The sequence below is a fragment of the Aquincola tertiaricarbonis genome (genome assembly GCF_000969605.1).
In the GTDB taxonomy this organism is placed as follows: Bacteria; Pseudomonadota; Gammaproteobacteria; order Burkholderiales; family Burkholderiaceae_C; genus Aquincola; species Aquincola tertiaricarbonis.
This window is the reverse complement of record NZ_JZUE01000001.1, coordinates 317,734-341,897: the sequence shown is the minus strand read 5'-3', so window position 1 is coordinate 341,897 and position 24,164 is coordinate 317,734. Positions and strand designations below refer to the sequence as shown.

At 69.4% G+C, this 24,164-nt stretch carries 21 protein-coding genes; 2 read left to right on the top strand and 19 right to left on the bottom strand.

The features are described 5' to 3' along the window. Positions 1 to 3 precede the first annotated feature (3 nt). From VO99_RS01600 to VO99_RS01545, 12 genes are all read right to left on the bottom strand, one after another. Positions 4 to 1,479 (bottom strand): aldehyde dehydrogenase, encoded by a 1,476-nt coding sequence (locus tag VO99_RS01600; protein WP_046111023.1) that lies wholly within the window; start codon positions 1,477 to 1,479, stop codon positions 4 to 6. A gap of 32 nt (positions 1,480 to 1,511) precedes the next feature. After that, on the bottom strand, positions 1,512 to 2,318 hold the full coding sequence (locus tag VO99_RS01595) for an aspartate dehydrogenase (protein ID WP_046111022.1): 807 nt from the start codon (positions 2,316 to 2,318) through the stop codon (positions 1,512 to 1,514). 3 nt (positions 2,319 to 2,321) lie between these two features. Then, positions 2,322 to 4,016: a thiamine pyrophosphate-binding protein gene (locus VO99_RS01590; RefSeq protein ID WP_046111021.1), complete on the bottom strand. Its 1,695-nt coding sequence runs from the start codon at positions 4,014 to 4,016 to the stop codon at positions 2,322 to 2,324. Beyond that, positions 4,009 to 4,833 carry an SDR family oxidoreductase gene (locus tag VO99_RS01585; protein WP_046111020.1) on the bottom strand — a complete coding sequence of 275 codons (825 nt, stop codon included), beginning with the start codon at positions 4,831 to 4,833 and terminating at the stop codon, positions 4,009 to 4,011. Before VO99_RS01585 ends, VO99_RS01590 begins: the two co-directional genes overlap by 8 nt. Further along, a complete protein-coding gene (locus VO99_RS01580) occupies positions 4,830 to 5,663 on the bottom strand; it encodes an IclR family transcriptional regulator (RefSeq protein WP_046111019.1) in 834 nt (277 codons plus the stop codon). Before VO99_RS01580 ends, VO99_RS01585 begins: the two co-directional genes overlap by 4 nt. Positions 5,664 to 5,681: 18 nt before the next feature. Beyond that, the gene (locus VO99_RS01575; RefSeq protein ID WP_046111018.1) at positions 5,682 to 6,557 is read right to left on the bottom strand and encodes an alpha/beta fold hydrolase; all 876 of its coding nucleotides are present in this window, start codon (positions 6,555 to 6,557) and stop codon (positions 5,682 to 5,684) included. A 75-nt stretch (positions 6,558 to 6,632) separates the two neighbouring features. After that, positions 6,633 to 7,178 carry a cupin domain-containing protein gene (locus VO99_RS01570; protein ID WP_046111017.1) on the bottom strand — a complete coding sequence of 182 codons (546 nt, stop codon included), beginning with the start codon at positions 7,176 to 7,178 and terminating at the stop codon, positions 6,633 to 6,635. 9 nt (positions 7,179 to 7,187) lie between these two features. Continuing rightward, the gene (locus VO99_RS01565) at positions 7,188 to 7,934 is read right to left on the bottom strand and encodes an SDR family oxidoreductase (RefSeq protein WP_232315244.1); all 747 of its coding nucleotides are present in this window, start codon (positions 7,932 to 7,934) and stop codon (positions 7,188 to 7,190) included. 82 nt (positions 7,935 to 8,016) lie between these two features. Then, positions 8,017 to 8,793, bottom strand: coding sequence for an ABC transporter permease (locus tag VO99_RS01560; protein WP_046111015.1), 777 nt, complete (start codon positions 8,791 to 8,793; stop codon positions 8,017 to 8,019). Positions 8,794 to 8,812: 19 nt separating this feature from the next. Beyond that, entirely contained in the window at positions 8,813 to 9,829 is a 1,017-nt protein-coding gene (locus VO99_RS01555; RefSeq protein WP_046111014.1) for an ABC transporter substrate-binding protein, read from the bottom strand. Between the two features lie 56 nt (positions 9,830 to 9,885). Further along, the gene (locus VO99_RS01550; RefSeq protein WP_046111013.1) at positions 9,886 to 10,668 is read right to left on the bottom strand and encodes an ABC transporter ATP-binding protein; all 783 of its coding nucleotides are present in this window, start codon (positions 10,666 to 10,668) and stop codon (positions 9,886 to 9,888) included. Between the two features lie 114 nt (positions 10,669 to 10,782). Next, positions 10,783 to 11,814: a porin gene (locus tag VO99_RS01545; RefSeq protein ID WP_046111225.1), complete on the bottom strand. Its 1,032-nt coding sequence runs from the start codon at positions 11,812 to 11,814 to the stop codon at positions 10,783 to 10,785. 297 nt (positions 11,815 to 12,111) lie between these two features. Between VO99_RS01545 and VO99_RS01540 the strand changes: the two genes are divergently transcribed. Next, positions 12,112 to 13,167 (top strand): MBL fold metallo-hydrolase, encoded by a 1,056-nt coding sequence (locus tag VO99_RS01540; RefSeq protein ID WP_052736025.1) that lies wholly within the window; start codon positions 12,112 to 12,114, stop codon positions 13,165 to 13,167. Here the strand turns inward: VO99_RS01540 and VO99_RS01535 are convergent. From VO99_RS01535 to VO99_RS01515, 5 genes are all read right to left on the bottom strand, one after another. Beyond that, entirely contained in the window at positions 13,158 to 13,850 is a 693-nt protein-coding gene (locus VO99_RS01535; RefSeq protein WP_232315231.1) for a GntR family transcriptional regulator, read from the bottom strand. The genes VO99_RS01540 and VO99_RS01535 overlap by 10 nt on opposite strands. A gap of 8 nt (positions 13,851 to 13,858) precedes the next feature. Next, positions 13,859 to 14,737, bottom strand: a complete 879-nt coding sequence (locus VO99_RS01530) for an ABC transporter permease (protein WP_046111011.1) — start codon at positions 14,735 to 14,737, stop codon at positions 13,859 to 13,861. After that, positions 14,737 to 15,621, bottom strand: coding sequence for an ABC transporter permease (locus tag VO99_RS01525; protein WP_375136375.1), 885 nt, complete (start codon positions 15,619 to 15,621; stop codon positions 14,737 to 14,739). The genes VO99_RS01530 and VO99_RS01525 overlap by 1 nt, the downstream gene beginning before the upstream one ends. Positions 15,622 to 15,638: 17 nt before the next feature. Continuing rightward, positions 15,639 to 16,919 carry an ABC transporter substrate-binding protein gene (locus VO99_RS01520; RefSeq protein ID WP_046111010.1) on the bottom strand — a complete coding sequence of 427 codons (1,281 nt, stop codon included), beginning with the start codon at positions 16,917 to 16,919 and terminating at the stop codon, positions 15,639 to 15,641. Between the two features lie 82 nt (positions 16,920 to 17,001). Then, positions 17,002 to 18,015 carry an ABC transporter ATP-binding protein gene (locus VO99_RS01515; protein WP_046111009.1) on the bottom strand — a complete coding sequence of 338 codons (1,014 nt, stop codon included), beginning with the start codon at positions 18,013 to 18,015 and terminating at the stop codon, positions 17,002 to 17,004. Between the two features lie 164 nt (positions 18,016 to 18,179). On the opposite strand from VO99_RS01515, the gene VO99_RS01510 reads away from it, so the two are divergent. Next, positions 18,180 to 18,914 (top strand): aspartate/glutamate racemase family protein, encoded by a 735-nt coding sequence (locus VO99_RS01510; protein WP_046111008.1) that lies wholly within the window; start codon positions 18,180 to 18,182, stop codon positions 18,912 to 18,914. A gap of 58 nt (positions 18,915 to 18,972) precedes the next feature. Here VO99_RS01510 and VO99_RS31140 read toward each other — a convergent pair whose 3' ends face one another. Together VO99_RS31140 and VO99_RS28545 are read right to left on the bottom strand one after the other, a co-directional pair. Then, positions 18,973 to 19,608 carry a PEP-CTERM sorting domain-containing protein gene (locus VO99_RS31140; protein ID WP_046111007.1) on the bottom strand — a complete coding sequence of 212 codons (636 nt, stop codon included), beginning with the start codon at positions 19,606 to 19,608 and terminating at the stop codon, positions 18,973 to 18,975. Between the two features lie 90 nt (positions 19,609 to 19,698). Then, positions 19,699 to 24,048, bottom strand: coding sequence for an SdrD B-like domain-containing protein (locus tag VO99_RS28545; protein WP_052736024.1), 4,350 nt, complete (start codon positions 24,046 to 24,048; stop codon positions 19,699 to 19,701). Between the last annotated feature and the right edge of the window lie 116 nt (positions 24,049 to 24,164).

The following is a 24,164-nucleotide window of genomic DNA, read 5'->3' as shown; positions in this document are numbered from 1 at the left end:
GGCTCAATTTGCCCAGGGGATGGGGTGTTCGTTGGTGCCCCAGTACATGCTCTTCTGCTCCATGTACTGGAAGATGCCTTCGCGGCCCTTCTCGCGGCCCAGGCCACTGTCGCGCCAGCCGCCGAAGGGCGTGGAGATCGAGAACTGCTTGTAGGTGTTGACCCAGACGGTGCCGGCCTGCACCGCCCGGCCCAGGCGCCAGGCCCGCTTGAAGTCGCGGCTCCACACGCCGGCCGCCAGCGCATAGATGCTGTCGTTGGCCTGCTCGATCAAGCGTTCTTCGGTGTCAAAAGGCATCGCGACCAGCACCGGGCCGAAGATCTCTTCCTGCGCCGTGCGGGCCTGGTTGCCCAGGCCTTCCAGGATGGTGGGCGCGTAGAAGTAGCCGGCTTCCAGCGCGCGCCCGTGCGGCCGCACGCCGCCGGTGCGGATGCGGCCGCCCTCGCTCACGCCCAGCGCCACGTAGCGCTCGATGCCTTCGCGGTGGCGGGCGGTGATCAGCGGGCCCATCTGCGTGCGCTCGTCGGCCGGGTTGCCCACGCGCAGCGCGGCGGCGCGCTCGGTCAGCCGGGTCATGAACTCGTCGTAGATCGGCTGCGCGACGAAGAGACGCGAGCCCGCGATGCACGACTCGCCCGAGCTGCTGAAGATGCCGTACAGCACGCCGTTGACCGCATGGTCGAGGTCGGCGTCTTCCAGCACCATGGTGGGCGACTTGCCGCCCAGCTCCAGCGACACCGGCATCATCTTGTCGGCCGCGATGTGCGCGATGTGCTTGCCGGTGGTGGTGCCGCCGGTGAAGGACACCCGCTTGACGAGCGGATGCTTCGTGATGGCGTCGCCGATCACCGAGCCCTTGCCCGGCAGCACGCTGACGATGCCGCGCGGCACGCCGGCCTGCTCGCACAGCCGGGCCAGTTCCAGCGCCATCAGCGGCGTGACCTCGGCCGGCTTGACGACGACCGCGTTGCCCGCGGCCAGTGCCGGCGCCAGCTTCTGCGCCTCGCTGGCGATCGGCGAATTCCACGGCGTGATGGCGGCCACCACGCCCATCGGCTCATGCACGCTCATCGTGACGAAGGGCCCGCGCGAGGGCGTGATGGTTTCTTCCAGCGTCTCGCAGGCCGCGGCGAAGAACTGGAAGGTGCCGGCCGCACTGGCCACCAGCGCACGCGTCTCGCTGATCGGCTTGCCGTTGTCCAGCCGCTGCTGCTGGGCCAGGCCTTCCGCGTTTTCGCGGATCAGCTGCGCCACCCGGTACAGCACCGCGGCGCGCTCGTGCGGCAGCTTCTGCGCCCAGCCGCTGGTGCGGAAGGCGTGGTCGGCGCCGCGGATGGCCTCGTCCACGTCGGCCAGGCTGGCGGCGCGCAGGCGGGCGATGGGCTCGCCGGTGGCGGGGTAGAGGCTTTCGTACTCCTCGCCGCCGCCCAGGCGCCATTCGCCGGCCACGTTGATCTTCAGCAGGTCCAGTTGCGGCATCTCAGTTCTCAGCTCAGTTCACGCGTGGGGGTTCAAACAGCCAGCGGCGCCACGCGGTGGCGCAAAGCCCGCACCGCGCTGTAGACCGTCAGGGCCGAGGTCTTGGGATTGGCCGCCAGCGGCTGGTTGCGCATCGTCAGCTCGAAGCTGCCGAAGGCACCTTCGGCTTCCACCGTGTGCACGTTCTCGCTCACGCCGGGGTCGGCGATGAGCCGCACCTGCGTCTCGTCCAGGCCCAGCCCGGCCAGCGACACGGTGGCCGCGACGTTGGCGTTCTTGGGGTACAGCCGCGCCGCTTCACGCGCGCTGCCTTCGAAGATCACCGTCGCCTCGGCCAGCGCATCGAGCTGCCGGCCCTCCTCGGCCGGCGTGCCGGCCCAGGCCCGCGGCGGCTTGCGGCCGGTGTAGCGCACGCGGGCCAGGCCGCCGATGCGGGCCGCGGCCAGCGCGTCGATGCCGCCGATCGCGCCGGGAATCAGCTGCACCTGGGTGCCGCCCTCGGCGGCCGCGGCTTCCAGCGCCTCGGCCAGGCCCGGCGCCGACAGCGCACCCACCGAGGCCACGATGCAGGGCACGCCGCGGCGCAGCGCCGGCAGCACATGGTGCTCGATGGCGGCGTGGCCGGCGGCCTCCAGCAGCAGCTCGATACCCTGGGACGGCACGGCCTCGGTCACCTCGGCGCCGGGTGCCAGCCGCTGTGCCACCGCACGGGCGCCAGCCAGCGAAGAGCCCGGCACCACGATGGCGGCCACCCGCAGGCCGGCATCGGCGCGCAGCAGCTCCAGCACCGCGGTGCCAATGGCGCCGCAGCCGACGAGGGCGATGTTCAGAACCGGCATGGCTCAGGCCTTCGCGATCGCGGGGATCTGCTGCACGGTGTTGGTCGGCGGGCCGGCGAAGGCGCTCTTGAAGGCGCCGATGCGCAGCATGTCGATCTCCAGCAGGAAGGGGCCCTGCCGGTCCACCGCCTGCGCCAGCACCGCGGGCAGGTCGGCCAGGTCGCTCACCCGCGCATGCGGCAGCGCGAGCGAGGCGCACAGCTGCGCATAGTCCGGCGTGTGCAGGTCGACGTAGCAACGGCGGCCGCCGTACTGCGCGTCCTGGATGTTCTTGATGACGCCGTAGCCCTGGTCGTTCATCAGCACCACCACCAGGTTGCAGCGCTCCTGCACCATGGTGGCCAGCTCGCCCAGGTTGAGGATGAAGCCGCCGTCGCCGGCCAGGCAGAAGGTCTTGCGGCCGGAGCCGGTGGCCTCGGCGCCGATGGCCGCGCCGATGGCCATCGGCATGCCCTGTCCGATGCCGCCGCCGGTGGCGTGCACGCCGGCGCTGGGCTCGAAGATGCGCAGCTCGCGGTTGCCCCAGGTGCTGTTGGACACGGTCACATCGCGCACCCAGTTGAACTGGCGGCCGGCGATCTTCTGCAGCTCGGCCACCAGGCGCGCATAGGGGCCCAGGCCGTCGTGCAGCGTGGCGACCACACGCTCGTGCACGGCGCGCAAATCAGCCAGCAACGCCGGATCGGCGCGGAAGCCGCGGGCCTCCAGCCGGTCGGCCAGGCCCTGCAGCACGAGCCTGCTGTCGCCGCACACGAAGGCGTCGCTGGCGTAGCAGCGGCCTTCGGCGGCGGGATCGGCATCGGCGCGGTACAGCGGGCGCGGCAGCTGGAGTTCGTACTTCAGCGTCTCGTTGCCGCGCAGGCGCGAGCCCACCACCAGCATCGCGTCGCAGGTTTGGTAGAAGGCTTCCACCGGCTTGTGGATGTTGTAGGCGCCCAGCGAGCCGGCATCGTCCTCGGCCACGATGCCGCGGCCCTGCACGGTGGTGACCACGCCGAAGCCCAGCGCCTGCAGCCGCTTGACGGCCGCGCCGGCATGGCGCGCCCCGCCGCCCAGCCACAGCATCGGCCGGCGTGCCGCGGCCAGCTTGTCGGCCAGCGCATCGAGCGCGGCTTCGCTGGGCACCGCGGTGGCCACCGGCAGCGGGCTCAGGTCGGCCGGCATGGCGATCAGCGCCGACTGGATGTCGATGGGGATCTCGATGCTCACCGGGCCGGTGGGCGCGGTCAGCGCGCACTGCACCGCCTGCTTCAGCGTGCCCAGCGCCGTCTCCACGCTGCGCACGCGGAAAGCGGCCTTGCTCACCGCCTTCAGCATCGTCAGCTGGTCGGGCGCCTCATGGATGTACGACATGCCCTTGTCCAGGTAGGGCGTCTCGATCTGGCCGGTGATGTGCAGCAGCGGCGAGCCGGCGGTGAGCGCTTCCACCAGGCTGCCGGCGATGTTGCCGGCGGCCGGGCCGGTGCTGGTGAGGCACACGCCCAGGCTGGCGGTGGAGCGGGCATAGGCATCGGCCATGTTGCCGGCGCCGGCCTCGCCCCGCGCGGGCACGAAGCGCACCGCGCCCCGCTGCGCGAAGGCATCGAGGATGGGCATGTTGTGGATCGAGATGACGCCGAAGGCCGTCTTGACGCCGCACTGCTCGAGGAAGGCCGCGACGACGGCGCCGACGGTCACGGGGGTGTTGGTTTCAGGCATGGCGCGAATGGCCTCCGGAGATGTCGATGTGGCCGCCGGTGGTGTAGGAGGCCAGCGGGGATGCGAGGAACACCAGGGCGCGCGCGGCTTCCGCGGGCAGGCCCAGGCGGCCCAGGGGAATGTGCTTGGTCTTGGCGAGCTGGCTGCTCCAGGCGGCCCAGTCCTGCGACTTGTCTTCGCGCGCCTCGAAGCGGCGGCGCCATTGGCCCGACTCCACCAGCCCGATCAGGATGCCGTTGACGCGCACGCCCTGCTGGGCGAACTCGGTGGCCATCGAGCGCACCAGGTTCAACAGGCCGGCGCGGGCGGCCGAGGTGGCCACCATGTGCGGCTCGGGCTGGCGCGCCAGCAGCGAATTGGCGCAGGTGACCGAGGCATCGCCCAGCGCCTGGCGCTGCTGCACCAGTTGCGGCAGGAAGGCGCGCGTGGGGTGGATCACCGAGAAGAACTTGAGCTGCAGCTCTTGCGTCCAGGCTTCGTCGGTGGTGTCGGCGAAGGTGGACACGCGGCCCTGGCCCGCGTTGTTGATCAGCATCGAGGCCGGGCCCAGCGCGGCCTGGCTGGCGTCGGCGAAGGCCTGCACCGCGGCCTTGTCCAGCACGTCGCAGGGCTGCGGGAAGAGCCGGGCCTGCGGATGCTTTTCACGCAGGCCGGCCACGGCGCTGTCCAGCCGCTGGGCGTCGCGGCCGCACAGCGCCACCGCGGCGCCGCAGGACAGCAGCAGCTCGACCGTGGCCAGGCCGATGCCGGACGATCCGCCGGTGACCACGGCCACACGGCCCGCCAGCGCGTCGGGGGCGAAGAAGTTGCTGTTCATCGCAGCGGCACCACGTTGCGCTGGGCCGAGGCCGGCGCGTAGTTCAAAAGAGCCGACAGCTCACCGGCCGCGTCACGCACGCGGCGCACCATGTCGTCCATGCGGCTGCCGTCGATATGCGCCGAGGTGATGGTGGCGCCCAGCGCGGCCACCACGCGGCCGCTGTGGTCGCGCACCGGCGCGGCGATGGTGGAGATGTTCGATTCGAAGAAGCCCTCGCCCTGCACGTAGCCGCGCTCGCGGTCGGCCTGCACCATGTTGAACAGCTCGATCACCGTGCGCGGCGTGCTGGGCGAGAAGTTCTCCAGCCGGTCTTCCGGGTACATGGCACGCAGCTCCGGCAGCGTGAGGTCTTCCAGCAGCACGCGGCCCAGCACCGTGGCATGCGCCGGCAGCCGCGTGCCCACCGTCACCGAGCTGGCGAAGGGCGTGGGCGCCGTCACCTTGGCCACGTAGACGATGGAGCGGCCATCGCGCACGACCAGGTTGCAGGGGTAGCCGATGGCATCGCTCAAGCGGTTGAGGATGGGCAGGCCCAGCTCGGTGAGTTCCAGCGAAGCCAGGTACTCGAAGCCCAGCCGCAGCACCGCCAGCCCCAGCCGGTATTCGCGGCCGCCTTCGGTCTTCTCGATGAAGCCCATGCTTTCCAGCGTGGCCAGCAGGCGGAAGACCGTGGAGCGCGGCAGGCCGAAGCGGCGGGCCAGCTCAGGCGCGCCCAGCGTGCGGTTCTCGCGGGTGAATTCGCCCAGGATGCGCAGGCCGCGCTCCAGGGCCGGCACGATGTAGCGGTCGTTGCCGTCGTCGGCCAGGTCGGCCTCGGTCGTGCTCATTCGGTGTCTCCCTCGCTCTCAGGCTGCTGGTGCCGCAGCCTTGTCCAGACAAGCTGCCAGCAGCGCGGCCACGGCCTGCGGCCGCTCCACGTAGCTGGCATGGCCTGCTTCCTCGATGTGCTGCAGCGGCACGCCGCAGGCTTGCGCCACCTCGGCACAGGCTTCGGGCGGCGTGATGACGTCCAGCGCGCCCACCGCCACATCCACCGCCAAGGCCGGCGGCAGGTAGCGCAGCAGGTCGTCGCCGCACAGCAGGGCCACCGCCTGGCGGTAGCCGTGTTCGTTCAGTCGCGCCATGTTCCAGCGCACGCGTCGTTGCGCGGCCTCGTCCGCATGGGCCGACAGCAGCCGGCCGCTGCGCTGGCGCGCGCTGCCTTCGATGCCCAATTGCGCGAGCGTGGCCAGCCGTTCTTCGCGCACCTTTGCGCCCTGCGCGGCGCGGTCGGGCGCGCCGTAACCGCGGGCCGGGCTGATGAGCACCAGCCGCGCCACGCGCCCTGCCAGCACACCGCCGGCCTGCGTGGCCGCGGCGGCGGTGAGCGCGCCCAGCGAATGGCCCACGAGCATGCAGCGATCGATGCCCAGCGCGTCCAGCAGCTCGCGCAGGCGCTGCGCATAGTCGGTCGCCCTCGGCTCGGCCATCGGCAGTGGCGTCGATTCGCCGTAGCCCGGGGCGTCCCAGGCGATGACCTCGGCGCGGTCGCCCAGCAGCAGTGCCACGTCCACCCACGAGGCCGACCCCGAGCCGATGCCGTGCAGGCACACCACCGGCAGGCCCTGCCCGCAGCGGCGCACCGCCACCACGTTGCCACCGCCCACGTCGATGCGCTGCACGCCGAACAGGGCATGCAGCCGGTCGAGCTCGGCGGTGGGAAGGGACAGGTCGTCAGGCATGGTGTGTGTTCTCAAGCAGGCCAACGCGGAACCGGCTTGGCCGGGCCGCTGTTGGCGCCCCCTGGGGGGCCGCCGTCAGGCGGTACGGGGGGTATCTCTTTTGATCTTGGCGAGCGGGTGATCGGGCGGGTAGGTCGGCGTGATCGGCTTCTTGGCGCCCAGCATCACGCACATCAGCGCGTCTTCCTCGCCAATGTTGATCTCCTCGCGGTACACGCCTGGCGGCACCGAGATCAGGTCACGCTCGCCGAGGATGGCCTCGAAGCGCTCGCCGTCCTTCTCCAGCACCACCTTGATCTTGCCGCGCAGCACGAAGAACACCTCTTCCACGTCGGTGTGCAGGTGCGACGGGCCGATGTGGCCGGCCGGGATCAGCATGGTGGAGAAGGTGAAGTGCTCGTTGGGCACGGTGTTGTTGTCGGCCGAGACGCCGGTGCCGCCGGTGCCCAGGTAGCGCATCTGCGCGCGGCGGTACTTGGGGTCGTAGTCGGCCTGGAACTTCAGTGCGTCCCAGTCGTAGCGGCGGGTCTGGAAGCGCGCCACGCGGCTGTTCATCCAGTCGTCGAAGCTGGCGCCCTCGGGGCGGTCCCAGCTCTTCTTGTCTTGGGTCGGGTCGTTCATGGTTTCTCCTCAATGCATCACAAAGCCGCCATTGACGGCGAGCAGCTGGCCGGTGACGAAGCGCGACAGCCCCGACAGCGCGAACAGCACCGCGCCGCACACGTCGGCGGCCTGCTGCTCGCGCGGGATGGCGCGGCCTTCCAGGTACTTCTCGTGCCGGGCCTTGGGCACGTATTCGGTGGCCTCCACCAGCGTGAGGCCGGGCGCCACCGCATTCACGGTGATGCCGTCGCCGCCCCACTCCCGGGCCAGCGAATGCGTCATCGAGATGACGGCGCCCTTGCTGGCCACGTAGGCCAGCAGCTTGGGCGCGCCCCACAGCGCGGTGTCGGAGGCCAGGTTGACGATGGCGCCCTGCCCGCTGGCCTTGAGCGCCGCATGGCAGGCGCGGCTCATCAGCCAGGTGCCGCGCACGTTGACGTCCATCACCCGGTCCCACATCTCCACCTCCAGCGCATGCGGGTCGCGGCCGCCGGAGTTGGTGATGGCGGCGTTGTTGACCAGGCCGTCCAGCCCGCCCAGCGCAGCGACAGCCGCGGCGGCACAGGCCTCGATGCTGGCCGGATCGCTCAGGTCGGCCACCACCGCATGCACGTCGGCACCCGCATCGCGCAGCGCCTGCACCTCGGTGTGCAGCAGGTCGGCCAGGATGTCGGCCAGCACCACGCGGGCGCCGGCCTGGGCGATGCACTTGGCAAACGCCAGCCCCAGGCCGCGCGCGGCGCCGGTCACCAGCACGCGGCGGCCGGCCAGCATCTGCGGCGGCACCTGGGCCAGCAGGGCGGCCAGCGCGGCGGCGTCGGGGGTTCCGGTGACGGTGGTCATGTCGGCAGCCTCTTCAGACGGTGGTGACGTTGGCCCGCGGGATGTAGTGCAGCAGCCGGCGCTCGGCCCACACCACCGCCGCATAGGCCAGGATGCCGATGAGCGTGAGCGCCACGATGGCCACGAACACGCCGGCGGTGTTGCCCTGCCCTTCGGAATCCACCAGCAGGTAGCCCAGGCCCAGGTTGCCGCCGACCAGCTCGCCCACCGTCACGCCGATGACGGCCAGCGTGGCGGCGATGCGCAGGCCGCTGAACAGGGCCGGCATGGCCGAAGGAAACTCCACCAGGCGGAAGATCTGCAGGCGGCCTGCGTTGAGCGTGCGCACCAGGTTCACCATGTCGGGGTCGACGGTGCGCACGGCCGACAGCACGTTGATCATCACCGGGAAGAAGACGATCAGCACCGCCACCAGGATCTTCGGGTACACGGTATAGCCCAGCCACATCACGAACAGCGGCGCAAAGGCCACCTTGGGCGCGATCTGCAGCGCCAGGATGTAGGGCGACAGGATGGCCTCGGTGCGTGGCGACAGGCCCAGCGCCACGCCGAACATCACGCCCAGCAGCGAGCCGAGGGCAAAGCCCACCACCACTTCCAGCGCGGTGATGGAAAAGTGCTTGAGCAGCTCGCTACCCTGCCACATGCGGCCGGCCTCCTCCACCACGCGGGTGAACTTGGGCAGCACGAACTCGGGCATGCCGAGCGCACCGGGCGCCCACTGCCACGCGGCCAGGAACACCAGCAGCACGGCCAGGCTGCCCAGCGGCGTCGAGAGGTTGGATCGCATCGCGCTTGGGTCCTGAAGCTCAGCGGGCGACGCCGGTGAACTGGTTGGTGTACAGGTCGGCCAGCGGCTGCGCCTTGGCGACGATGCCTTCGTCGACGTAGAACTTCTGCACCGCGTCCAGTCGCTTCTCGTCCATCTGGCCCAGCACCTTCTGGTTGGCGTAGACGTACTGGTTGTACAGCGCGAACACCCGCTCGATCTGCGCTTCCTTGCCGGCGTAGGCGGGCACCGCCTTCACGTAGGTGGCGGCCGCGGCCTTGGGGTCCTTCATGATGTCCTGCATGCCGCGCAGCGTGGCGCGCACCAGGCGCTTGATCAGCTCGGGGTTCTTCTTGATGACGTCGTCCGAAGCCAGGATGGCCTGCGCCATGCTCTGGAAGTGCTGCTCGCGCGGCAGCAGCTTGACCTTCACGCCTGCGTCCTCGGCATTCACCACCCAGTCGGGCACGCCGGCCATGGCCTCGGACTTCTTCCCCGCGAACAGCTGCCACACGCCGGTGGGGCCGGCCGCCTGGGCCTGCACGTCGGTCTTGGTGAGGCCGGCCTTGCGCAGCGAGCCGAGCAGCGCGTAGTAGGTGGTGTCGGTATAGGCCATGACGGTCATCGTCTTGCCCTTCAGGTCGGCCACCGAGTTGATGCCGCTGCCTTCGTAGGTGCTGATCATCGTCAGCGAGCCGGCGCCCAGCACCGCCACCGCCTTCACCGGCACGCCGTTGGCGCGCACGATGATGGGCGTGTCGCCGATGGCGCCGCCGATCACCGCGTTGCCGGCGCCGATCTGCTTGGCCACGTCCACCCCGCCGCGGGCGGTGACGAAGGTGACCTTGATGTTCTCGTCGGCGTAGTAGCCGTTCTGCTGCGCCAGCATCCAGGGCGCGAAGGCCGGCGAGTTGGGCGGCGCGGGCAGGAGGTAGGTGACTTCCTCGGGCGCGGCCTGGGCAGCCAGCGGCAGCAGCGCGGCGGCGCTGCATGCCAGCACCGAGGCCCGCACGGCGGCCAGCGAACGGGCGAGGACGGAAGTGACGAAGCGGGTCATGGTGTTCCTTGCGTTGGGGGCAGGCGAAGCGGTACAGGCTTCAGGGCGGGTGGCGTTCAATGCAGGGCCTCCTGCTTGCCCACCTTCAGCAGCTCCATCAGGCGGCCCTGCAGCGGGCCGATGGCGGGCAGCTTGCGGCGCTCCAGCGGGTTGTCGCGCAGCGGCAGGTCGACGACGATCTCCTCGATGATGGTGCCGGGGCGCTCGCTCATCACCAGCACGCGGTCCGACAGCGCGATGGCCTCGATCAAGTCGTGGGTGATGAACAACGCCGTCTTCTTCTGCTCGTACAGCGTCTTGGCGAGGTCCTGCTGCAGCACCATCTTGGTCTGCGCGTCCAGCGCGCTGAAGGGCTCGTCCAGCAGCAGCACCTGCGGATCGACCGCCAGCGTGCGGGCCAGCGCAGCGCGCTGGCGCATGCCGCCCGAGAGCTGGTACGGATAGTGGTCGCCGAAGCCCGCGAGGTGGCACTTGGCCAGCAGGTGGTCGGCGGTCTCTTGGCGCCGGGACTTGTCCACGCCGTCGATCTCCATGCCCAGCTCCACGTTCTGGCGGATGGTGCGCCAGGGCATCAGCAGGTCCTTCTGCAGCATGAAGGCCACCTGCCGCACCGGGCCGGTGACGCGCTGGCCGCAGACCTTGACCTCGCCTTCGGTAGGCAGGTACAGGCCCGAGCCCATGTTCAACAACGTGCTCTTGCCGCAGCCCGAGGGACCGATGATGGACACCACCTCGCCGGTGCGAATGGCCAGGCTGAGGTCGGTGACCGCATTGGCCGGATTCGGGTTGCGCGCGGTCGGAAACCGCTTTGCCACGCCGCAGAACTCGATCTCGTACATCGTGAGGCCTGTTGATTCGCCTGTAAAACAGCGATCCATTAATGAAACCAGCCACTACCTTAGTGGATGACTGGCCGGCAACCACCCGGGTTTACCCCAGGTGGCCGGCCGGCATCAGAAGTTGTGGCGCACACCGAGCGCGGTGGTGGCAGCGCGGTCCTGGCCCTTCAGCTTGTCGAACATCACCACGGCATACACGTCGGTGCGCTTGGACAGCTGGTGGTCATAGGCGAGCGTGGTGAAGGACCGCTTGCTGTCGCGCGCACCGGTGGTCTTGGCCTCGCCATAGGACGCCAGCACCTTGCCCACCGCGCCCACCGGCAGCGAGAAGCCGGCCTGCAGCGTGCGGTCGCGGGTGTCGCTGCCGGCGGCCACGGCGCTGCCGGTGCGGGTGTCGTCCTCCTCGATGCGGCCCACCTGGCCGAACACCTTCACCGGCCCGAAGTCGTAGGAAGCGCCCAGCTGCCAGGCGGTTTCCTCGCCGGCGCTGAAGGCGGTCTGCACCTTCTGCGCGGCCAGGCCGACGGCCAGCGCGCCGCCGGCGTACTGCAGGCTGCCGCCCACGTTGGGGCCCTCGCCGGCACCTTCGCCGGCCGACACCAGCACATGGCCGGTAAAGGCGCCCAGCCTGGGCGTGCTGTAGCCCACGGCATTGTTCCAGCCGCTGTCGCCGGCCAGCTTGCCGATGCCACCCTGGTAGATGGTGCGGATGGCGGGCGAGAAGCCGAACGAGTCGAGGAACGGGTTGTACGACAGCGTATTGACGAAAAACGGCGTGCCGATGCGGCCCAGCCGGATCAGGCCGAAGCTGCCGCGCAGGCCGACGTTGGCATTGCGCGACCAGAAGGCGTCGCCGGCAAAGCGCCCGGCCTCGCCACTGTCCATGCGCATGAAGTGCTCCAGCGTCACGATGGCCTGCAGGCCGCCGCCCAGGTCTTCCGTCGCGCGGAAGCCCAGGTAGCTGGTGGCCATGCGGCCGGAGGCCATCTGCTCGGTGCGCTTGCCGCCGCTCTCCTTGAAGCTGCCCACGCTGACGTCGGCCAGGCCGTAGACCTGGGCCGTCTGTGCCAGGGCGCTGCCGAGGCTGCAGGCGGCCAGGGCAGCCAGCGCGGTGGCGCGGAAAAAGGGGCGGGAGGCGATTTGCACGATGAACAACTCCTGAGGGATCGACGGCGGGAACGGCCATGCCATGTCAAAGGCATGTTTCATAGATGAACAACGGATCTATCTATGAAACGGCAGTTTGCACGGAGCGTGCCAGGGGCTGCATGGGGGTTTGTGCGGGTCCGCTGCCCGCGGGCTGTGCGGCGCGCCCCGCATCGGCGCGGCGGCCGCCCCGGGGCTGTGCGTCGGCTTGCGCAACACATTGATGCGGGCCGTCGAATCACTTCTCTCATTGATGCGGATTAGCATGCAGCCGCCCTTCACTTCGGATCGACTGCCATGCCGCTCGCCTTCACCCACTCCCGCCCCATGCTGGCTGCCGCGGCGCTGCTGCTGGCCACCGCCGCCGGCGCGCAGGCGCCTCTGCCGCCGCCTGCTTCCACCACCGGCGCCCGGTACGTGGAGCCTTCCACCACCACGCTGCCGCAGCCCGACGAGCGCGTGGGCTCGCTGCTCACGCGCAGCCTGGGCGACGCGGCCATCGTGCAGAAGCTGGGGCCGCGCACCTGGTGGGCGCACAAAACCTTCTACAACGCACTCTTCTATGTGGGCGACCAGGGCGTGCTGGTGTTCGATGCGCCCCAGTACCGCACCGAGGCCATCCTCAAGGGCATCCGCACGGTGACGGACAAGCCGATCACCGCCATCGTCTACTCCCACTTCCACGCGGACCACATCGCCGACGTGCAGCTGCTGCTCGACGACGCCAGGCGTTCGGGCGTCAAGCCGCGGCTGATCGCCACCACGCAGACGGCCAGCAAGATGAAGCGGCTGGGCAGCACGCTGCCACTGCCCACCGAAACCGTGCGCTGGCCCGACGGCAGCTTCCGCTTCGAGAACCTGCAGGTGCAGGTGCACGGCTTCACCCATGCCTTCCACACCGACGACCATTCGGCCTGGCTCTTGAAGGGCCAGGGCGTGCTCCATGCACCCGACCTGCTCAACGGCGACCAGCTGCCCTTCCTCGGCTTCGCCATCTCGGAAACCGCGGTGAACCTGCCGGCCAACCTGCGGCAGGTGGGCGCCATGAAGTGGGACTGGCTGTCCGGCGGCCACGGCAACGTGGCCACGCGGGCCGACCTGGACCTGTACCTGCGCTACTTCGCCGACCTGCGCGCCGCCCTGAAGAAGGCGTCCGAGGAGATCGACTACTTCGGCTTCGTGGACCCGGCCAAGGCCAACAACCACGCCGAGTTCACCGCCGGCTGGCAGGCCGCGGTGGTGGACGCGGCGGTGGAAGCCCTGCGCCCGCAGTACGGCAGCTTCTATGGCTACACCGCCAACACCCGGGCCAACGCCCGCTTCGTGCTGCAGGTGCTGGACTCCTACCTCTGACGGTAGGCCGCGAACAGGTCGCGCAGCACGGGCGTGTCGGCCGCCACCGGCGGGCCGACCACCGACTGCTCGATCTCCCGCAGGTGGCGCCGCATTTCGGCCGCAGCGGCGGCGCCGCTGCCCTGGCGCAGCACCGCGATCAGCTCCTGGTGCCGATGGGCCACGCAGGCCGGCTGGCCGGCCCGTTCATGCAGCGCCAGCAGCAAGGAGGTGGTGGGCAGCAGCTCGTCCAGCATGCGGACGAACAGCGGGTTGCCGGCCAGCCGCGCCAGCTCCCGATGGAACTCGCCGGAATGGCGGATGGCGGACGACCGGTCGCCGCGCGCCAGCGCCTGCGATTCGGCATCCACCACCGCGGCCAGCCGCTCCAGCGCCGCTTCGTCCAGCCGGCCGGCCAGCCGGCGCATCACCTCGCACTCCACCACCCGGCGGGCATCGAAGACTTGCGCGGCTTCCGCCGGCCCGGGCTGCGGCACCGTGGCGCCGCGGTGGTGCTGCAGCGCCACCACCCGGTCCTGCGCCAGCCGGTGCAACGCCTGGCGCACCACGGTGCGCGAGACGGCGAAGGACTCGGCCAGTTCCTCCTCGCGCAGCCGGGTGCCCGGCGCCAGCCGGTGCTCCAGGATGGCGGCGTAGATGGCGTCGTAGATGCGCTGGGTGCTGGGCGCGGAGGCCGGCGGCACCGGCGCCTTCATCCGCGGCGCCGGCTTTGCCACAGCCACACCACGGCCAGCGTGACCGCCATCACCGCGAACGACACCACGGTGGTGACGGTGCCCAGCGCATAGATCACCGGCGTGGTGACGGTGGTGGTCAGGCCCTGCAGCTCCAGCGGCAGGGTGTTGAGGTCGCCCATGGCCTGCGAGGAGCGCGCGATCTCGTCCCAGCTGAGCGTGAAGCCGAACATGCCCACGCCGACGAGGCTGGGCCCGATCAACGGCAGCACCACGTGCACGAAGCGCTGCCAGGGCGTGGCGCCCAGGTCGCGCGCGGCTTCCTCATACGCCGGGTTGAAGCGGTTGAAGATGGCGAACATGATCAGCAGGCCGAAGGGCAGTGTCCAGGTGAGCTGCGCGCCCAGGCCCGAGGTGAACATGCCCAGCGCGGTGGCGTAGGTCTCGAACAGGCTGGGGAACCACGCCTCCAGCATCGCCTTGATGCCGCCGTCCAGCAGCCGGAACAGCAGGCCAATGCCCAGCGACACGATGATGGACGGCATGATCAGGCTGGCCACCACGGCATAGAACAGCGGCGTGCCGCCCGGCAGCTTCTTGCGGTAGGCCAGCCCCGCCAGCAGCGACAGCGCGACCGTGAGCACCATCACCACCAAGCCCAGCAGCAGCGAGCGGCGGAAGGCGGCGCCGATGTCGATGACGCCGATGCCCTCCCACAGCGTTCGGAACCAGTGCAGCGACCAGCCGCGCATCGGGAAGGTGAGCCCGCCTTCGGGCCCCTGGAAGCTGAGCACGAAGATGGCCAGCATCGGCCCGTAGAGGAACAGCACGAACAGCACGAACACGAAGGCCAGCGGCCAGAAGCCGGGCGCCCGCTTGTCTCGGGTGCCGGCCATCACAGCTCCTTGCGCAGGTTCACCAGCCGCATCAGGGCGACGATCATCATCAGCACCACCACCAGCAGGATGACCGCATTGGCCGCGGCCGCGGGAAACTGCAGGTAGCTGGCCTGCACCTGGATGACCTTGCCCACCGAGGCGATCTGCTGGCCGCCCATCACGCCCACGGTGACGAAGTCGCCCATCACCAGCGCGATGACGAAGATAGAGCCGATGATCAGCCCGGTGCGGGTGAGCGGCAGCACGACGTGCACCACCGTCTGCCACGGCGTGGCACCGTTGTCGCGCGCGGCCTCGATCAGCGCGCGGTCGATGCGCATCATCGAGTTGAAGATCGGCACGATCATGAACATCGTGTACAGGTGCACGAAGGCCAGGATCACCGCGAAGTCGGAGAACAGCAGCCAATCCAGCGGCTGCTCGATCAGGCCCATGCCCAGCAGCGTCTGGTTGACCAGCCCGTTGCGGCCCAGCAGCGGCACCCACGAGATCATGCGGATGACGTTGCTGGTCCAGAAGGGCACGGTGCAGATGATGAAGAGCACCGTCTGCACCAGCGTGCTCTTCACATGGAAGGCCATGAAGTAGGCCAGCGCGAAGCCCAGCAGCGCGGTGACGAGCCACACCACGAAGCTGAACTTGAGCGTGGACCCGTAGGTCTTGAGGGTGACGCACAGGTCACCCCCGCCGCCAATGCCGCAGCCCTTGAAGATGTCGGCATAACTCTGCAGCGTGAACGCCGGGATCAGCTCGTAGTCCGTCGCCTGCCAGAAGCTCACCATCACGATGAGCGCCAGCGGCACGACGAAGAACACGAGGAACACCGCCGCCAGCGGCCCGGCCTGCAGCCAGGCCACGAGGTTCTTGCGCGCCGACATCATCGCGGTCTACCTCGGGCTCAAGCAGCTACGAATTCATTCCACTTCTGGACCATGTAGGTGTTCTCGTCCATCAGCGCGTTCCAACAGGCGATGCCGCCCATGCGCTGTTCGTACGAGCCGCCGTCGCGCTTGCTGCCGGCCTTGGCCAGCAGCTCGCCATTGGGCGCCTTGATGTCCTTTTCGGCGGCCTTGCCTTCCATCCAGTAGGCCCACTCGTAGGGCTCCATCTTGGCCTTGGCCGTCTCCAGCACCGCGCTGTAGTAGCCCTGGCGGTTGAGGTAGGCGCCGGCCCAGCCGTCGAGGAACCAGTTGATGAACTCGTAGGCGCCGTCGAGCTTGCGGCCCGACAGCGTGGCCGGCAGCCCGAAGCCCGCGGCCCAGGCCCGATAGCCTTCCTTCAGCGGCTGGAACACGCAGTCGATGCCCTTGGTGCGCACCGCCGTCACGGCCGGGCTCCACATCGACTGGATCACCACCTCGCCCGAGGCCATCAGGTTCACGCTCTCGTTGAAGTCCTTCCACAGGCTGCGGAACTGGCCGGCCTTCTTGGCCTCGATCAGCGTCTTGATCGTCAGGTCGATCTCGGCCTTGGTCATGTTGCCCTTGTCAGGGTACTTGTACAGGCCCATCGCCTCCACCACCATCGCCGCGTCCATGATGCCGATGGACGGGATGTTGAGGATGGCGGCCTTGCCCTTGAACTCCGGGTTCAGCAGCTCCTTCCAGCTCTCGATCGGGCGCTTGATCAGGTCGGGCCGGATGCCCAGCGTGTCGGCGTTGTAGGTGGTCGGGATCAGCGACATGAACTGCGTGGGCGCCTTGGCGAACACCTTGCTCTTCTCGCCTTCCAGGTAGATCACCTTCTTCGGCGCCGTACCCTGGTCGCCCACCGCCTTGCCGGCCACCATGCCGGTGGTGAACAGCGAGGTGATCTTGTCGGCGTTCTTGATCTTCCTGGTATCGATGCCCTTCAGGTTGCCGGTGGGCACGATCTTCTTCAGCGAGAAGTACTCGGTGTCGATCAGGTCGAACGAGTTGGGCGAGGTGACGGCGCGCTGCGTCACCACGTCGGTGTTGACCGGGATGTACTGGATCTTGATGCCGGTGTCGGCCTCGAATTTCTCGGCAATCTTCTTGTCCTGGTTCACCGCGGTGCCCAGGTAGCGCAGCGTGATCTTCTCCTGCGCCTGCACGAACGGGAAGCCGGTGAGTCCGGTGGCGGCCACGCCCACGCCGGCAGCGGCCTTGAGCAGGCGGCGGCGCGGCAGGCCGGCGGTGGTCGGGTGGTCGGTCGTCATATCGCAGGTCTCCTGAAAGGCAGGGAGTGAAAGCCGGCGTACCGCTGCATGCGGACACCGTGCGGCGGATCTCGAGAAAAGCTCAGCCTTCCAGCACGTGGGCGTCGGCCTCGTGCCAGCTCATGGCCACGCGCTGGCCGGGCTCCAGCGGGTTGGCATGGAATTGCGCATCGGGCACCAGCGCCACCCAGCCTGGGCCGGCGACCGCGTCGTCGGCGGCATCGTGCTCATCCAGCCGCGTGGCCAGGTGCACCTGCACATGGCTGCCCTGGTATTCCACGGCCTTGACGCTGACGGCCATGCCGGGGCCGCCCGTGGGCGCCAGCAGCGTGCGGTCGCTGCGCACCGCCACCGCGCCGGAAGGCGTGTCCACCACGTTGTGCGCACCGATGAAGCGGGCAATGAAGGCGGTGCGCGGCCGCTCGAACACGTCGCGCGCAGTGCCCGACTGCTCGATGCGGCCCTGGTTCATCACCACCACCAGGTCGGCCAGCGCCATCGCCTCTTCCTGCGAGTGGGTGACGTGCACGAAGGTCATGCCCAGCTCACGGTGCCAGCGCTGCAGTTCCGCCCGCATCTTGATGCGCAGGAAGGGATCGAGCGCCGACAGCGGCTCATCCAGCAGCAACACGCGCGGCTGCGTCATCAGCGCGCGGGCCAGCGCCACGCGCTGCTGCTGGCCGCCCGACAACGCGGCCGGCAGGCGGTGGGCATAGGGCGTCATCGCCACCAGGTCGAGCAGCTCGCGGGCACGCTTCTCGCGCGTCGGCTTGTCCACGCCCTTCATGCGGGCGCTGAAGGCCACGTTGTCGAGCACGCTGAGGTGGGGGAACAGCGCATAGCTCTGGAACATCATCGCGGTGCCGCGCTGGGCCGGCTCCAGGTGCGTGATCTCTCGGCCCGAGAGCAGCACATGGCCTTCGGTCGGCTCCTCATGGCCGGCCACCATGCGCAGCGTGGAGGTCTTGCCACAGCCCGAAGGCCCGAGCAGGCAGCAGTAGCTGCCGCCCTTGATCTTCAGGTCGATGCCGGCCACGGCCACCGCGTCGCCGTAATGCTTGGCCAGCGAAACCAGTTCCAGGTCGGTGCGTTCCATCGTGGGCAGCTTTGTATGCAATGCATGTGCCAATGGCGCGCGTCCGCCGGTGCACCGAAGCGGGCGCGGCACTTGCGGTGCCTTGTGCGGCCTGCACTGACAGGGCGCGCGGCGCCCTCTTTGTATGCAATGCCGCCCCGCCACGCACCACGACCGGTCCTGCCATGAAGCTGCTCGTCATCAACCCCAACACCTCCGCGCCGATGACGGCGCAGATCGCCGCCGCCGCCCGCACGGTGGCCGCGCCGGGCACGGAGATCGTGGCCATGCAGCCCGACTTCGGACCGGCGTCCATCGAGGGCCACTACGACGACGCCTTCGCCGCCGCCGGCGTGGCGCAGCAGGTGCGGCTGCACGGCGCGGCGGTGGACGGCGTGGTCATCGCCTGCTTCGGCGACCCCGGCCTGGACGCCGCGCGGGAGGCCACGGCCGCACCGGTGATCGGCATCGCCGAAGCGGCCTTCCATGCCGCCTCGTTCCTCGCCACGGGTTTCTCGGTGGTGACGACGATGACGCGCACCTGCGTGATCGCCGAGCACCTGCTGCACAAGTACGGCTTCGAGCGGCGCTGCCGGGGCGTGCACGGCACCGACATCCCGGTGCTGGAGCTGGAAGCCGCCGGCCCGGCGCTGGTGGCCCGCATTGAGGCTGCGGCGCGGCAGGCGTTGTTGCAGGACCGCAGCGGCGCCATCGTGCTGGGCTGCGCCGGCATGGCCGACCTGGCCACGCAGCTGCAGCAGCGCCTGGGCGTGCCGGTGATCGACGGCGTGGGCGCGGCGGTGAAGTTCGCCGAAAGTCTGGCGGCCCTCGGCCTGCACACCAGCAAGGCCGGCGACTACGCCACGCCGCTGCCCAAGACCTATGCCGGCTGGACGGCGCCGCTGGGCTTCCAGCCATGAAAAAGGCGCCCGGAGGGCGCCTGTCACCACGGGGCCGCAGCGGCGGCCCGCTTGACGTTCAGCGAGCCTGGGTGCCGCGGCGGCGGGCCATCAGACCCACGGCGCCGAGGCCGGCCAGCATCAGCGCATAGGTCTCGGGCTCCGGCACCGGGGTGGCCTGCAGCACGTCCTGGTATGTCGCGTTCGACCACTGGGTCAGCGTGTACTTCTGGGCGAACGGATCGTTGTCCGCACGCACGGTGGTCAGCCAGTCCAGCGCGGTGGTCTTCGCGCCGGCCACGCTGACGAAGGTGAAGTCCGCCACCTCGGTACCACCGGTCAGCTCCCACAGCGCCAGCTGGAAAGCGACGGCGCCTGCTTGCGTCAGGATGGAGGTGTCGAAGAAGCGGTCATACAGCTCCTGCACTTCTGCGGGGCCGCTGAAGGCGCTGGCCACATAGCTGTGGACAGCGCTCGTGGCGCCCTGGCTCTGCTCCACGCAGTAGGCCAGGAACGAGGTGCCGGTGGTCAGGTTCTGGCTTTCGAACAGCCCCGGGCCTTCTGTGCCAGCCGGCGAGATAGCCAGGCCGCCCGCCAGCTTGCCATCGGGCGTGTAGTAGGCGCGGTTGACCGAAAGATCGTCGGCGTGGGCGGCCGAAACGGCCAGCAGGGCTGCGGCGGCAAGGCCGGACAGGCGGAAATGACGTTGGTTCATGGGTGGGTTCCTCTCCCTTCGGGTGGTTCAATCCAGTTGCCGGGCGGCGGCCAGCCGCCGCCCGACTCCCTCCTGCAAGGCCTTGCGGCCTTACGCAACCGCAGCGATGGCGCTGAGGTCCGCGTTCTTCATCGCGGCAATCACCTGCCGCATCAGTGCTGCGCTGTCGTCGCCGCAGCCGGCCGTGGCCAGGCCGCAGGCGTCCGCGCCGCCGCTGCAGCCGCCGGCAAAGGCACGGTCCAGCAACGCGTCGTCGGCAGACAGCAAGTTGTCCAGCGCGGGCAGCGCGGCCGCCTGTGCGGCGGCGGCGTCGTCGGCGTAGACGTTGAAATACACATCCACCATCTCCACCGCGCTGCCGTCCAGGCGGGTGGCGCTGCCGGCTTCGCCCAGCACGTTGCCCAGCTGGTCGATGCTCTGGTCGAGGTAGGCGGTGTTCAGGCTGGCGATGCCGGCTTCGGCCAGCGTGCGCAGCTCGCCGGCGTCGGTGGCGTGGTTGCCATTGGCGTCCTGCCACACCTTGAGCTCGGCAAAGCGGGCATCGGCGCTGTCCACCACGCCGTCGCCGTTGCTGTCGAAGCTGGCCAGCTTGGCAAAACCGACACCGCGCTCGGCGCCGCCGAACAGCTCGCCGATGTCGTCGATGCGGCCATTGCCATCGAGGTCCACCGCCAGGAAGGCGTCACCGCCGGAGATCCAGCCCGACTGCACGGCGTGCCCGGTGCCGAACAGGTCGAAGCTGCCGCCCGCGTCGATCAGCGCGGTGGTCTGGATGCCGTTGCCGTCCAGGTCCAGCACGATCGGGCTGTAGGTGTAGTAGGTGCTGGTATCGCCGATGGACACGGTCTTGGTCGGCTCGCAGAACTCGGTGAAGGCATTGCCGCCGCTGAGCTGCAGCTGGAAGCTCTCCCAGGCGGCTTCCTTGTAGTTGCTGCCCACGAAGTCCAGGTCGGCGTAGACCTTTTCCTTCCAGGCATCGACGTTGAAGGCGGCCGAGGTGGTCTGGCCGGCGCGGATGGTGACCGCGAAGCCCGCGGTGCTGGCCGGCACCCAGTTGCCGGCGAGGTCGCGCACGCTGAAGTCCCAGTTCTGCGCGGCCGGCCCGGTGGCGGTGTTGTAGCGGGTGCCGTAGACGGGGTCGAAGTACTGGTTGGCGAAGAACTGGCCGTTGACTTCGGTGTAGCCACCGCCGGCCGTGATGACCTGATTGGACTGCGGGCCGGTGACCATCTGCGCGCTGCCGTTGACGATGCTCACGAAAACAGTGGTGTCCACCGCCAGCGCACGGTCCAGCTGCAGTGCGTAGCTGGCACTGCTGCCCTCGTAGATGCAGTCGGCGCCCACCAGCGTGACACAGGCCTGCTGGGTCAGGCCGGCGTCGATGGTGAGGTTGTCGTTGCAATCGGCCAGCGTGAAGGCGGCGCTTTCGTAGGCCACCGACGGCGTGGCCATCAGGCGCACGTTGTCGATGATGCCGCCCACGCTGTCGTCGTCACCATGCTGCTCGCGGAACGACAGGCGATCCGTGCCGCCGGTGCCGGTGACGTTGAAGCTGTAGGTGCTCAGCGTGGTGCTGGTGGGGTCGATCTGCGCCAGGCGCGTGCCGTTCCACCACACCTCCACGGTGTTGGTCCAGCTGGCATAACCGGCGCGCGCGGCCAGGTCCACCGACAAGGTGTAGCTTTGGCCGGCGGCGGTCTGCACGTCCTGGTACAGGCCGGTGCCGTAGGTCCAGGTGCGGTTGGCATCCAGCTCGGCCACGAAGCTGCCGGTGGCGCCGTTGACGCCGAAGTTGTACGCGGCCTGCACCTCGATGCTGTCACCCAGGCCGCACCAGCCGGCGGACGACTGCTCGAAGCTGCCGTTGACGATCAGGTTCGGGCCGGCGGCCACGTTCACTGCGCGGAAGTCCGAATCCAGCGCGTCGTTGTTGCCGACGTCGGCCGCGGTGAGCTGGTAGCCGGTCGGCAGGCCGATGGCCACCTTGTAGCTGCCCCAGGCCACGTCGGTGAAGCGGTAGGTGCCTGCGGCGTCGGTGGTGGTGCTGCGCACGCTGTCGTCGGCGGTGCCGAGCTGGCCGTCGTGGCCGGCGCCGATCAGCTTGACGGCCACGCCCGCGACGCCGGCTTCGCCTGCGTCCTGCAGGCCATTGCCGTTGGCATCCAGCCAGACGCAGTCGCCCACGTCCACCAGGCAGGGCTTGAGGCCGGCGTCCAGGCTGCGGTTGTTTTCACCGGCGGCCAGCGTCACCAAGGCGCTGGTGGCGGTATTGCCGGTGCCGGACCACAGCACGTCGCTGTCGATGCCGTCGTTGCTGCCCGCGTTGGCCAGCGTGAACTCCTGGCCCTGCGGGGCCACCACCTGCACCGCGTACTGGCCGGGCGGCAGGCCGGTGAACAGGTAGGCGCCGGTGGCATCGGTGGTGGTGGTGCCCAGCACCTGGCCGGCCGGGTTCAGCAGCCGCACCGTCACACCGGCGGCGCCGGCCTCGGTGCTGTCCTGCAGGCCGTTGCCATTGGCATCGAACCACACGCGATCGCCCAGGCTGGCCGGGTGGGTCAGCACCAGGCCGGCGTCCAGCGTGAGGTTGTCATTGCAGCTGGCCACGGCGAAGCCCGCTTCGTACACCGTGCTGCTGGTGGTGCCGATCAGGCGCACGTTGTCGATGATGCCGCCGACGCAGTCGTCGTCGCCCGCCTGCTCGCGCAGCGCGAGCCGGTCCAGGCCGCCGGTGCCGGTGACGGTGAAGCTGTAGGTCTTGAGCGCGGTGGAGGTGGGCTCGATGCAGGCGATGCGCACGCCGTTCCACCACACTTCCACCGTGTTGGTGGAGGCGAGCGTGCCGGAGCGCGCCGCGACGTCCAGCGACAGGGTGTAGCTCTGGCCGGCGACGGTCTGCACATCCTGCCCGAGGCCGGTGTTGTTGCTGTAGGTGCGGTTGGCGTCCAGCTCCACCACCCGTGCGCCGGTGGCGCCAGTGACGCCGTAGGAAGCGGCGGTGTTGGTTTCGATGGTGTCGCCCAGGCCCACCCAGCCGGTGGGCTGCGTGCCGCTCAGCAGCTCGAAGCTGCCGTTGGTGATGAGGTTGACGGTGCTGGTCGTGGTGATGGCGCGGAAGTCGGAGTCCAGCGCATCGTTGGTGCCCACGTCGGCGGCGGTGAGTCCGTAACCCGCGGGCAGGCCGCCCAGCGACAGCTTGTACTGGCCCCAGGCCACGCCGTCGAACAGGTACTTGCCGCTGGCGTCGGTGGTGGTGTTGCGCACCACGTCGTCGGCGGTGCCGAAGGCGCCGTCGGCACCGGCGCCGGTCAGCTTGACGGCCACACCCGCGATGCCGCGTTCACCGGCGTCCTGCACGCCATTGGCATTGGCGTCCCACCAGACGGTGTCGCCCACCTTGACCAGGCACACCTTCACGCCGGCATCGAGCGTGCGGTTGGTCTCGCCGGCCGCCAGGGTCACCAGGCCGCTGGTGCCGGTGTTGGTGCCGGTGCCGTTCCACACCACGTCGCTGTCCAGCGCGTCGTTGGCGCCGGCATTGGCGGTGGTGAACTGGTAGCCGTTGGGCGATACCACCTGCACCTTGTACTGCCCGGGCAGCAGGCCGGTGAACAGGTACTGGCCGGTCGCATCGGTGGTGGTGGTGGCCACCACCTGGTTGCTGCCGTTCAGCAGGCGCACGGTGACGCCGGCAAAACCTGCCTCGCCGCTGTCCTGCAGGCCGTTGCCGTTGCCGTCCAGCCAGACGCGGTCGCCCAGCGAGGCCAGCACCGGCAGCTTGAAGGTCAGGATGTTGCAGGTGGGGTCGAGGTCGGTTGCGTTGCAGCCGACGGTGCCGCCGTCGTCACGCACCTGGAAGGACAGGCCGACGATGCCGGTCGTGCCCTGGGCCGGCAGGTAGGTCAGGCGGCCGGCGCGGATGTCGCTGGCCAGCACTTCGGTGCCGGGGCTGATGGCCACGCCGTTGAGCAGCATCTGGCCGGTGGCGGGCAGCGCGCTGATGAGCACCGACTTGAACGCGTTGCCGTCAACGTCGGTGAAGCCGAAATTGGCCTCGCTGAGCACGTAGGCGCCGGCACTGGTCAGGGCCACCACGCTGTCGGTGCCGCTGGGGGCGTCGTTCACCGAGTCGATGATGACCTTGAGCGTGAGGTTGATCCGGTCCGCACCGACGTCGACGATGACGCTCAGTGTGTCGAAACTGCCGAAGTAGTTGGGTATGGCGGCGGCGGACACCCGCACTGTGTCGTCGTCCACCTGGCTGAACAGCAGCGTGGGGGCGGGCACGTAGCCGCCCTGGCCATCGGCCACCAGCAGGGTGTCGATGGTCAGCGCGCCGTTGGCTGTGTAGCCCACCTGCGCCAGCAAGGCCGCCACATCGAAGTCCTCGTTGGTGTCCTCGCAGACATTCACCACGGTCGAATAATTGAATACGGTCATCGGGTTCCTCCTGGGGTCATGCGCTGTACGGATCAGGGCGTGTCACCTGCCAGGGGTGCCCAGCCGGCCAAGCGTCGCGGATTGTCAGGATGTTTTGATCATTTTTGAAGTGCGCA